The 11,477-nt window shown below is 69.0% G+C and carries 9 protein-coding genes; 3 read left to right on the forward strand and 6 right to left on the reverse strand.

Translation table 11 applies throughout. The features are described from left to right. Nucleotides 1-60: 60 nt before the first annotated feature. Entirely contained in the window at nucleotides 61-687 is a 627-nt protein-coding gene (locus tag OHA77_RS11260) for a TetR/AcrR family transcriptional regulator (RefSeq protein ID WP_326820679.1), read from the forward strand. 11 nt (nucleotides 688-698) lie between these two features. Here OHA77_RS11260 and OHA77_RS11265 read toward each other — a convergent pair whose 3' ends face one another. Then, a complete protein-coding gene (locus tag OHA77_RS11265; RefSeq protein ID WP_406317918.1) occupies nucleotides 699-2,180 on the reverse strand; it encodes a PucR family transcriptional regulator in 1,482 nt (493 codons plus the stop codon). A 91-nt stretch (nucleotides 2,181-2,271) separates the two neighbouring features. Between OHA77_RS11265 and gabT the strand changes: the two genes are divergently transcribed. After that, nucleotides 2,272-3,624, forward strand: a complete 1,353-nt coding sequence (gene gabT / locus OHA77_RS11270) for a 4-aminobutyrate--2-oxoglutarate transaminase (protein WP_406317919.1) — start codon at nucleotides 2,272-2,274, stop codon at nucleotides 3,622-3,624. Between the two features lie 179 nt (nucleotides 3,625-3,803). Beyond that, a complete protein-coding gene (locus tag OHA77_RS11275; protein ID WP_326820676.1) occupies nucleotides 3,804-4,046 on the forward strand; it encodes a hypothetical protein in 243 nt (80 codons plus the stop codon). An 88-nt stretch (nucleotides 4,047-4,134) separates the two neighbouring features. Here OHA77_RS11275 and OHA77_RS11280 read toward each other — a convergent pair whose 3' ends face one another. The 5 genes from OHA77_RS11280 to OHA77_RS11300 form a co-directional block, all read right to left on the reverse strand. Further along, nucleotides 4,135-5,844: an ABC transporter family substrate-binding protein gene (locus tag OHA77_RS11280; protein WP_406317921.1), complete on the reverse strand. Its 1,710-nt coding sequence runs from the start codon at nucleotides 5,842-5,844 to the stop codon at nucleotides 4,135-4,137. 22 nt (nucleotides 5,845-5,866) lie between these two features. Beyond that, nucleotides 5,867-7,975: a dipeptide ABC transporter ATP-binding protein gene (locus OHA77_RS11285; RefSeq protein ID WP_406317922.1), complete on the reverse strand. Its 2,109-nt coding sequence runs from the start codon at nucleotides 7,973-7,975 to the stop codon at nucleotides 5,867-5,869. Beyond that, nucleotides 7,972-8,811: an ABC transporter permease gene (locus OHA77_RS11290; protein WP_406317923.1), complete on the reverse strand. Its 840-nt coding sequence runs from the start codon at nucleotides 8,809-8,811 to the stop codon at nucleotides 7,972-7,974. Before OHA77_RS11290 ends, OHA77_RS11285 begins: the two co-directional genes overlap by 4 nt. Then, on the reverse strand, nucleotides 8,812-9,789 hold the full coding sequence (locus OHA77_RS11295; RefSeq protein ID WP_406317924.1) for an ABC transporter permease: 978 nt from the start codon (nucleotides 9,787-9,789) through the stop codon (nucleotides 8,812-8,814). Between the two features lie 450 nt (nucleotides 9,790-10,239). Further along, a complete protein-coding gene (locus OHA77_RS11300; RefSeq protein ID WP_406317925.1) occupies nucleotides 10,240-11,466 on the reverse strand; it encodes a saccharopine dehydrogenase family protein in 1,227 nt (408 codons plus the stop codon). Between the last annotated feature and the right edge of the window lie 11 nt (nucleotides 11,467-11,477).

Here is an 11,477-nt window from a genome sequence, read left to right on the forward strand (position 1 = left end):
GATCGCTGCCCTGGCTAAGTCACAGAATGCAACTCCCCATGAGCGGAAGGGCGCGGCCGCATGACCTCCTCGGCGCCACGCGGACTGCAGGGCGCCTATCTGGTCGGCGAGCGGGCCGGACAGGACGAGCTCCGCGGCAAGCTTCTCGACGTGGCCAGTCAGCTTCTCGTCACCATCGGCCCGGAGAGCCTGTCGATGCGCCGCATCGCCACCGAGGCCGGATGTTCGACGACTGTCATCTACACCATGTTCGGCAGCAAGGAAGGCCTGGCCGAGGCACTTTACCTGGAGGGTTTCGAGCGCTTCCGGCGACGCCTGGAGTCCGTGCCCGCGCGCCGGAACGCGCTGGAGCACCTGACCGCCCTCGGCCCCGCCTACCGGGAGGCTGCGCTGGCCGAGCCGGGTTACTACGCCCTGATGTTCGAACGGGCGATTCCCGGTTTCGCGCCGAGTGAGCGGGCCAGGACCCTGGCCCGGGCGGCGCTCAACATCCTCGACCGGGTGATCGCCGACTGCATCTCCTCGGGGTACATCGTCCCGACCCAGCCCAGGCAGATCGCCGACGCTCTCTGGGCCGCCGCCCAGGGGGCCATCAGCCTGGAACGTGCGGGACACCTGCGGGACAGCCGCACCTACGACGCGGTCACCTACGCCACCGTCTCCCGTTATCTGGTCGACAGGTCCTGAAGCCCCGCCGTTCACCGCGGCGTGGCCGGGCAGCCCGTCGCGGCCAGCGCGACCCAGAGTTCGGCACGGACCGCCGGGTCGTCGAGATCGCGTCCGAGGAGTTCGGCGACCCGACGCATGCGGTAGCGCAGGGTGTGCCGGTGCACACCGAGCCGTTGCGCCGCCGCGTCCCAGTGCCCGTTGCACATCAGGTAGGCGCGGAGGGACTCCAGCAGGTCGGCGCGCGAACCGTACTCGCGCAGGGGGGCGAGCAGCGCCGAGGAGAACGCCGTGGCGGCGTCGGGGTCCAGCAGCGACAGCAGGCCCTGGCCCGCGAGGTCGGCGGAGCGGACGACCTCGCGGGCGGTGCGGCGGGCCGAGGTGAGCGCCCGGTCTGCCTGCTCCATCCCGCTGCGCAGCTCGTCGGGTCCGACCGGGGAGCCGATCCCGACCGGACCGTGTTCCCGCAGTGCTGAGACCACCCTGTCGACCCGGTCGGCTGCGACGACGGCCACCACCCTGTCGTCGACGGCCACCGCGAACTCGTCGGCCGCGGCCTCCAGCACCGCCTCCTGGTCGCCGCCGACGGCCAGCACCGTCAGCGGCCCGCGGGGCAGTCCGCACCCCAGCCGCTCCAGTGCCTCCTGCCCGGCCTGCGTCTCCCCCGCCAGGAGCAGCCGGAGCACTGCCGAGCGGACCTTCCGCTCGGCCGCCAGGTGCTCACGGCCGTGTTCGACGGCGAGGGTCAGCAGGGAGCCGGCGGCGTTGACCACGGTGTGCGCGACCGGAGTGAAGGGGCGGCCGAGGCCGACCGCGAAGAAGCCCCTGACCCGGCGGGCGCCGAGCGGCTGCACGATGACGTGCTCCTGCGGCGTGGAGATTGCCAGCGTCGCGGGCGCACCGCCGCCCGCGGGCTTCCTCAGGCGCTCCAGTTCGGGGACGAGGCCGGCCACGGCTGCCGCCCCCTTCCCTGCCGCGTGCCGTACGGCTCCCGTCTCGTCGAGCAGGACGGCCCAGCCGCCGAGCTCGCGCGCCAGGCACTCGATCACCGCGCGGGGCCCCTCGGGACGGAGGGCGGCACGGGTGAGGCGGCCCTGGGTGGCGAAGGCCCGGCTGATCTCGTCGTACTGCTCGGCGGCGATCAGTTCGCTGACCAGCTTGCCGATCGCGACGAACGGGGTGGCGCGGGGCACCTCGATCAATGGCAGACCCGCCCGGACCGCCGCGTCCACCAGCTCGGCCGGGATCGTCTCGTGTCCCAGCCCGACGCCGAATCCGAGCCCGGTGACCTCCCTGCCGACCAGCCGGTCGACGTACGGCCCGGCGTTGCCGGCGTCGAGGCGCATGCCCGTGGTCAGGACCAGCTCGCCGCCCTCCAGGAACGGGGTGGGGTCCTCCAGCTCGCTGACCGCCACCCAGCGCACCGGCCGGTCGAGCGCGTCCTGCCCGGTGAGCAGGCTGAGCTTGAGCGGCAGACGCCGAACGACGGTGCGGAGCGTCGGCGCCACAACCACCCCCGATTTGTACGATACGGCCAGAGTGCTACCGGCAATTTTGCCATAGTGCATCATCTGCACATCGACATATGCGACATACCGTCGCAGTATGAGCACCGTCCTCCAGGGCGGCCCCTCGCTTCCGCAGGAGCGCCGGGTCGTCACCGAGATCCCCGGCCCGAAGTCCCGCGAGATGTTCGCGCGCAAGCAGGCCGCCGTTCCCCAGGGCATCGGCATCACGCTGCCGGTCTTCGTGACGCACGCCGGCGGTGGTGTCGTCGTGGACGCCGACGGCAACTCGCTGATCGACTTCGGCTCCGGCATCGCGGTGACGGGTGTCGGCAACGCCGCCCCGCGCGTGGTCGAGCGGGTGCAGAGGCAGGTCGCGGACTTCACCCACACCTGTTTCATGGTCACGCCGTACGAGTCCTACGTCGAGGTCTGCGAGAAGCTCAACGAGCTCACGCCCGGTGACCACGAGAAGCGCACCTTCCTCCTCAACAGCGGCGCCGAGGCCGTGGAGAACGCGGTCAAGGTGGCCCGGCACGCCACGGGGCGCCAGGCGGTCGTCGTGTTCGACCACGGCTACCACGGCCGGACCCTGCTGACGATGTCGCTGACGGCCAAGAACATGCCCTACAAGCACAGGTTCGGCCCGTTCGCCCCCGAGGTCTACCGGGTGCCGCTGGCCTACCCCTTCCGCTGGCCCACGGGCCCGGAGAACTGTGCGGAGGAGGCAGCCGCCCAGGCGATCGACCAGATCACCAAGCAGATCGGCGCGGAGAACGTGGCCGCCGTGGTGATCGAGCCGATCGCGGGCGAGGGCGGATTCATCGAGCCCGCCAAGGGCTTCCTGCCCAGGATCGTGGAGTTCTGCCGGGAGAACGGCATCGTCTTCATCGCCGACGAGGTCCAGACCGGCTTCTCGCGCACCGGCGACCTGTTCGCCTGCGAGGACGAGGGCATCGTCCCGGACATCATCGTCACCGCCAAGGGCATCGCGGGCGGCCTGCCCCTGTCGGCCGTCACCGGCCGCGCCGAAATCCTGGACAAGGTCCACGTCGGCGGGCTGGGCGGCACCTACGGCGGCAACCCGCTCGCCTGTGAGGCGGCGCTGGGCGTGCTGGAGACCATCGAGGCCGACGACCTGACCGGCAAGGCCCGCCGCATCGGCGAGGTCATGCTCCCCCGGCTGCGCGCCATCGCCGAGAAGAACCCGGTGGTCGGCGACGTGCGCGGCCGCGGTGCGATGATCGCCATCGAGTTGGTGGTCCCCGGTACCAAGGACCCGCACCCGACCGCGGCGGGCGAGATCGCCAGGAGGTGTCACGCCGAGGGGCTGCTCGTGCTGACCGCGGGCACCTACGGCAACGTGCTGCGTTTCCTGCCGCCGCTGGTCATGCCCGACCACCTGCTGGAAGAGGGTCTGGCGATTCTGGAGAAGGCCATCAGCGAGGTCTGACCGTTTAGATCACAATAAAAGGGGCACCCGGCTTGCGACCGGGTGTCCCTTTTGCTGCTGTACGACCTGCAGCGAGGGAGTGATTTAACCACCGCTTGACATCTACCAAAGCGATCACGGGCCGTCACGGCGTTATAACGGTTCCGATACGACACTGCGCGATCAAGACGGGAGGCGCGATGAACTGGGGGCCGAGCAGTACGGTGCGGAACACGCTGACATTCGATCCTGAGGGCCTGACTCGCACTCAGCGTGAGGGCGACGCCTGCGTGGCCTGCCACAAGAAGTGGCCGCGCCCGCGGATCAGGATCGGCCGCCTGCCCGACGACGGAGCCCTGTTCGCCTGCCCGGAGTGTGCGGACGGGCTGATCCAGGACCTCCAGGAGAACGTCTACCCTCTCCCTCGCCGCGTGGCCTTCTGAGCTCTCCGTCCTTGCCCGGACAGGGACGGAGGAAAACGGACGTGCCCTCCCCCGCGAGAGCGGGGGAGGGCACGTGACGTTCCGGTGACTACTTGGTGTAGCCGATGGTCGTCCAGTTCTTGTCGGCGAAGCCGAAGGCGCCGTAGTTCGCCAGGGTCTTCTTGACGGCGTAGATGTCGGGGCGCTGGTACATCGGGATGGTGTGCACCTCGTCCCAGATCAGCTTGTCCGCCGCGTTGCCCAGCTCGATCGCCTTGGCCGGGTCCATCTCACTCGCGGCCTGGTCGATCAGCGCGTCCAGCTCGGGGGTGCCGATCCGCGGGAAGTTGCTGCCGTAGTTCTCCGGGCTCGTGGGCGTCTTGTAGATCTGCGGCAGGGAGGTGTTCGGGAACGGCGTGCCCAGCCAGGAGAACGGGGCGATGTCGAAGTTGCCGGGGATGATGAAGTCGTCGAAGAGCTTGTCGTCGGGGACCGGCTCGATGTTGACCTTGATGCCGATCTCCTTCAGCATCGCCTGGGTGAGCTCACCCTCCTGCTTGGAGGTGGGCAGGGAGGCGGGGACGATGAAGCGAAGCGCGAACTCCTTGCCGTCCTTCTTGCGATACTCCCCCTCCATCTTCCAGCCGGCCGCGTCCAGCAGTTGCTTGGCCTTCTCCGGGTTGTACTTGCCCAGCTCACCGGAGTTGTCCACATAGCCCTTGTGGGTGTTCATGTAGACGTGGTTGTTGAGCGTCTGGATCGGCCAGTCCATGTCCTTGAGGTCGGACTGGGCGATCACCTCGCGGTTGATGCCGAGCTGGACGGCCTGGCGGACCGACTTGTCCTTCAGGAACTCCGCCGAGCCGTTGACGGTGAAGTGGCGCCAGTTCGGGGCCGCGGCCTTGCGGATGTCGACGTTCGGCACCTCCTTCGCCCGCTTGAGGTCGGCGGCGCTCGCCGCGATCTCCACCGCGTCGATCTCGCCGTTGGCGAAAGTGTTCAGCTTGGCGGTGTCCAGGAGGGTACGGAAGATGACCTTGTCGAGCTTGGCCTTCTGACCCCACCACTTGTCGTCGCGGACGAGGGTCGCGGTCTTGCTGGTCTGGTCCATGGACTCGACCTTGAACGGGCCCGCGGTGACCGGGATCTTGTCGACCCAGCCCTTGTTGAACCCCTCGGGTGTCTCGTTCGTCGAGGCCGGGTAGAGCGGGGAGAACATGCCCTTCCAGTCCGGGTAGTTCTTGGCGAAGGTCACCACCACGTCCTTGTCGGTGGCGCCCTTCTCCACCGACTCGACCCGGTCGTAACCGTCGGTCGAGGAGACCTGGTACTTCTTGTTCTCGCCGTTCAGGGCCTTCCACTGGGCCTGGAAGTCCTTATAGGTGATCGGCTCGCCGTCAGACCACGCGGCCTTGTCGTTGATCTTGTAGGTGACGGTCTGCTTGCCCCCGGTGAGCTCCATCTTCCACTCGGTGACGTAGTCCGGGTTGTTGACGACCTCGGCCTTGTCGTTGGCGATGGAGATGAGCGGCATCAGCGGCTCGATCACGTCGTCGGTGTTGGCGTTGGTGCCGTTGACCTGGTTGTAGTTCCACTGCGCCTGCCACTGGTTGAGCGCCAGCTTCACCGTGCCGCCGTCGGCGACCTGGTCGTAGGCGACCGGGTTCGTCGTGCTTCCGGGAAGCGTGGCGGCCTGCTCCTGGGCGGCCTGGCTCGACGCGGCCTCCGGCTTCGCGTCGCCGTCGCCGCCACCGGCGCAGGCGGTGAGGGCCATCGCCAGGAGCGCGGTCCCGGCGACCGCCTTGTAACCAACCTTCACGTGTTCCTCCAACAGGGGTTCTTCAGGGACGCGAGGCCGGGACGACCTCGGTCTCCTCGGGGTAATGACAGGCGGCGCCGTGGTCAGCGGCGGATGCGAGCCGTACGACGGCGGGCTCCTCCTCGTCGCACCTGCGTGCCTCCGCCGCGCCCAGCAGGGCGCGCTTGGGACAGCGGGTGCGGAAGCGGCAGCCGGACGGGGGGTCGGCCGGGCTGGGCAGGTCGCCTTCGAGCAGGATCCGCTCGCGGGAGCGCTCCAGCTCGGGGTCGGGCAGCGGGATCGCCGACAGCAGCGCCCGGGTGTAGGGATGGGCGGGCCCGCCGTACACCTCCTCGACGGTGCCGATCTCGGCGATCTTGCCGAGGTACATGACGGCGACCCGGTCCGCGAGGTGCCGGACCACCGACAGGTCGTGGGCGACGAACAGGTAGGACAGGCCGAGCCGGGCCTTCAGGTCCTCCAGCAGGTTGATCACACCCGCCTGGATGGACACGTCCAGCGCCGAGACCGGCTCGTCGAGCACGATCAGCCTGGGCTCCAGGGCCAGGGCGCGGGCGATGCCGATGCGCTGGCGCTGACCGCCGGAGAAGTGCTGCGGGTAGCGCTCGGCGTGGCTCGGGTCCAGGCCCACCAGGGTGAGCAGTTCGGCGATCCGGCCCCTGACATCCTTGTGACCGTGCGCGCGGAGCGGCTCGGCGAGGATGTCACCGACCGGCATGCGCGGGTCGAGCGCGGCCATCGGGTCCTGGAAGACGATCTGCAGGTCTCTGCGGAGCGCCTTGCGGTCGGCCTTGGCCAGCGCGGCGCTGTCCTTGCCGAGCACGACGACCGTGCCGCCCTGCGGTGCCGCCAACTGCATGATCTGCTGGAGGGTGGTGGTCTTGCCGCAGCCCGACTCGCCGACCAGGGCCAGCGTCTCACCCTCGGCGATGTCGAAGCTGATGCCGTCCACCGCGTGCACGGTGCCGACCCGGCGCTTGAACACCGCGCCCTTCATGAGCGGGTAGTGCCGGATCATGTTCTCGACCCTCAGCACGGTCTCCCGCCCCTCCCGGGGTCCGCGCGGCACGGCCTCGGCGGGAGCCTCGGGCACCGGGTAGATCGTGGTGCCGTCGAGTCCCTTGAGGTCGATCTCGTGCGAGCGGATGCAGGCCGTCTGCCGGCCGCCGGGACCGACCCGCTCCAGGTCGGGCTCGACCTCGTCGCAGGCGGTGACCCGCATCGGGCAGCGCGGGGCGAAAGGACAGCCCGGCGGTAGCGCGGCCGGCGAGGGCGGGTTCCCCTCGATCGGGACCAGCCGCCCCTCCGGGCGGTCCATCCGCGGGATCGAGGCGAGCAGGCCCATCGTGTACGGCATGCGCGGCCGGTAGTAGATCTCGTCCACGGTGCCGAGCTCGACCGGCTTGCCGGCGTACATGACCAGCACCCGGTCGGCGATGCCCGCGACGACCCCCAGGTCATGGGTGATCATCACGATGCCCGCGCCGGTCTCCCGCTGCGCGGTCTTCAGCACCTCCAGCACCTGGGCCTGGATGGTGACGTCGAGCGCGGTGGTCGGCTCGTCGCAGACCAGCACGTCGGGGTCGTTGGCGATGGCCATGGCGATCATGGCGCGCTGGCGCATGCCGCCGGAGAACTCGTGCGGGAACGCCTTGGCCCGGACGTCCGGGTGCGGGATGCCGACCAGGTCGAGCAGCTCGACGGCCCGCTTCGCGGCCTTGTCCTTGCCGACCTTCTGGTGGATCCGCACCGCCTCGGCGATCTGGTCGCCGATGGTGTAGACGGGGGTGAAAGCCGACAGCGGGTCCTGGAAGATCATGCCGATGGACTTGCCGCGGAGCCGGGTGAGCTTCTCCTCCGGCATGTCGAGCAGTTCCTGGCCGTGCAGCCTGACCGAGCCGCTGACCTCGGCCCCCGGCGGAAGCAGGCCCATCACCGCCAGCGAGGTGACCGACTTGCCGGAGCCCGACTCGCCGACGATACCGAGCACCTCGCCCCGGCTGAGCCGGTAGCTCACGCCCCGGACGGCCTTGATGCCGCCGCGGAAGGTGACGTTGAGGTCGTTGACTTCAAGGATGGGCGTGCCCGTCTCGGCTGGTGAGCCGCCGAGCACACCGGTCCGCTCGTTCACTGGTTGCTCCCCGGGTCGAGTGCGTCCCGCAGGCCGTCGCCGATGAGGTTGATGCTCAGCACGATCAGCACGAGCAGTCCGGCCGGGAAGAGGAACAGCCAGGGATAGCCGGTGACCTTGCTGCTTCCGTCCGCGATCAGTGTGCCGAGTGACACGTCGGGCGGCTGGATGCCGAACCCGAAGAACGACAGGGACGCCTCACCGAGGATCGCGCCGCTGACGTTGAGCGTGGCGTCGATGATCAGCAGGGATGAGAGGTTGGGCACGATGTGCCGAAGAATGATCTTCCAGCCGGGGATGCCCATGTAGTGGGCGGCCAGGATGTACTCCCGTTCCCGCAGGGAGAGCGTCATGCTCCGCACCACCCGGGAGGTGATCATCCAGGAGAAGGCGCCCAGCAGGACCACGAACCAGAGCCACGAGCCGCCCTTGAGGTTCGGCGAGAGGATCGCGATGATCAGGAAGCTGGGCAGCACGAGCAGCAGGTCCGCGCCCCACATCAGGGCCCGGTCCACCCACCCGCCGAAGTAGCCGGCGGCGGCGCCGACCAGGGCGGCGGCACCGGTGGAGAAGATCGCGACGAGGAAGCCGATGACGATCGACTTCTGCATGCCGCGCAACGTGACCGCGTAGACGTCCTGGCCGACCTGGGTGGTGCCCCACCAGTGCTCGGCCGAAGGCGGCTCCAGGAAGGCCAGGAAGTCCTTCTCGGTCCAGTCGTGGCGGCCGACGAACGGGCCGACGTAGGCGAGCACCAGGAGCAGGAGCAGCGCGAGCAGACCGTAGCGGGCCTGCGGGTTGCGCAGCATGCGGGCGAGGACGACTTTCGATCGCATCTAGCTCACCCGCACCCGGGGGTCGAGGGCGGCCACGACGAGGTCCGACAGCAGACCGGCGACCAGGACGCACGCCGCCGCGAACAGGCTCACCGCCGCGACCGCGTTGGTGTCGTTCTGCTGGATCGAGTCCACCAGCCAGGCCCCCATGCCGTGCCAGCCGAAGATCTTCTCGGTGAAGGTCGCACCGGTCAGCAGCGTGCCGAAGGCGAAGGCGAAGTAGGTCGCCGCCGGGATCAGCGCGGTCCGCAGCGCGTGTTTGGACAGCGCCTTCTTACGGCTGAGACCCTTGGCCCTGGCGGTGCGGACGAAGTCCTGGCCCAGCACGTCCAGCATCATGTTGCGCTGGATCCTGCTGTAGAAGGCGATCTGCCCGAGCGAGAGGGAGATCGTCGGCAGGATCAGGTGGTTGAGCCGGTTGGTGAACTGCGCCCAGCCGCTCAGCCCCGGACTGTACTCGCCGGTGTACTCCAGCAGGGTGAACCCCAGGGATTCGTTGAGCCCGACCGCCCCGATGGTGAGCATCGTCGCGATCACGAAGACCGGGATCGCCATGATGACGAAGGAGGTCACGCTGACCACCCGATCGCTGATCTTGTACTGTCTGACCGCGGCGTAGGCGCCGACGGCCACACCGACACCGCAGCCGATGATCGTGCCGAGGAGCAGCAACCGCAGGCTGACGCCGATCCGGCGGCCCATCTCCTCGTTGACCGACTTGCCCTCCCAGGTCCTGCCGAGATCGCCGGTGACGACGCCGGAGACCCAGGTGACGTAACGCTCGAAGACCGGCGTCTTGTCGTTGAGGTTGTAGTCGTCCAGCGTCGCGTCGACGACGGCCGTCGCCACGGGTGGCTGACGGCCTTCGTACTTGGCCCTCGGATTCAGGCTGGTGGCGGCGAGGAAGTACGCCATGCTCGCGGCGATGGCTACCAGCAGGACATTGCTGATCAACCGTTTCAGCAGGTAGGAACCCATCGTCCTCCCCTCGTGTAGCGCTCGGGAGCGCGAGGGGCGGCGTCGGTCGCTCGCGGATGCGGGCGTCGCTCTTTCCCCGTTAGCGCACGCTTAATCCCGTTATGACTTCTTTGTGACGGGATGAGCGAAACGATACCGGCGAGTGAACGCTGCCTCCTACCGCCTGGCGTAACGATCCGGATTCGGGATGTCCGGATTCTGTAACAGATGACGGTCGGTAAACGATCAGTCCCCCGACGCCATCGGCGTCAGCACCGTTTTCCCATTTTGCACATGACATGCCGAGGGCCGCGACCATGGCGATCCATGGCCGCCGCCCTCGGGAGGACGCCCCTGGGAGGACGGCACCGGCTGCGGAGACGGCCGTCATCCACAGCGCGGGCCGGGGCCGGGCCTCGGCGTCCCGGTGCTCCGGGCAGAGCCAGGTCGGACGGGCCGAACAGAGCCGGGTCAGGCGGCCCGGAGGACCTGGCCGGCCTGGTCCCGCATGCCCCACGGCGAGCCGTAGGCGTTGAGCAACTCCAGGAACGGCACGGCGTCGAACGCCTCGGGGCCCAGCACTCCCGTGCCCGACCAGCCGCCGGTGGCCAGCAGTTCCAGCGCGACGACGGGATGCACGGCGGTCTGCCAGACCACGGCCTGACAGCCGTACTCCCGCATCGACCACTCGTTGTCGACCACGTGGTAGAGGTAGACCTCGCGCGGCTCACCGTCCTTGCCGACGCCCTTCACCCAGGTGCCCGCGCAGGTCTTGCCGCGCATCCGGTCGCCGAGCGTGGCCGGGTCGGGCAGGCTGGCGGCGACCATGTCACGGGGCGAGGCCTCGACGCCGCCGACCCTGATCTTGTCCGGGCTGTCCAGGCCGAGCTTGTGCAGGGTCTTCAGGACGTCGATGAACTCCGCACCGAGACCGTATTTGAACGTCACCCGCCTGGCGTCGATCCAGCGCGGGACGAGCAGCACCTCCTCGTGCTCGACGTTCACGCACTCGACCGGGCCGATCCCCTCGGGGAAGTCGAAGACCTCCGGCTCGCTGAACGGCTCGGTGGTGTGCCATTCGCCGTCCTCCCAGACGACCGGCGGGTTGAGGCACTCCTCGATGGTCGTCCAGATGGAGAAGGTCGGCGCGAAGTCGTAGCCCTCGACCACCAGGTTCGACCCGTCGCGGATGCCGATCTCCTCGATGCTCTCGAAGAGGTGCTCGGCCGCGTAGCGGGCGAACACGTCGGCGAGCCCGGGCTCCACGCCCATCCCCACCAACGCCAGCACGTCCTTGGCGCGCCAGGCGCCGTCCAGCGCGAACTGCTCGTCGCCCAGCTTCACCCCGGTCAGCTCGTACGGCCTGCGGGGATGGGGCCGCGACAGCGACATCGCCATGTCGAGGTAGCGCGCGCCGGCGTTGAGCGCGGCCCGGAACAGGGACATGGTGAAACGCGGATCCACGGCGTTGAAGAGCACGTCACAGCGGTGCTCGTCCAGGGCCGCCTCAACCGCCGCCTGGTCGGCGGCGTCCAGTCCGATGGCGCTGAAGCGCGGATCGTCGATCTTGGCCACGGCGTCCGCGGCGCGGTCCTGTCTGGAGTCGGCCACCACGATGTGTTCGAAGAAATCTCGGCGTGCGGCGATCGGAACCACGGCGGAGCCAACCCCGCCCGCTCCCACAAGAAGGATCCTCATGACAGGAGCGT

Origin of the sequence: Streptosporangium sp. NBC_01639 (genome assembly GCF_045209755.1) — a bacterium.
GTDB lineage: Bacteria > Actinomycetota > Actinomycetes > Streptosporangiales > Streptosporangiaceae > Streptosporangium.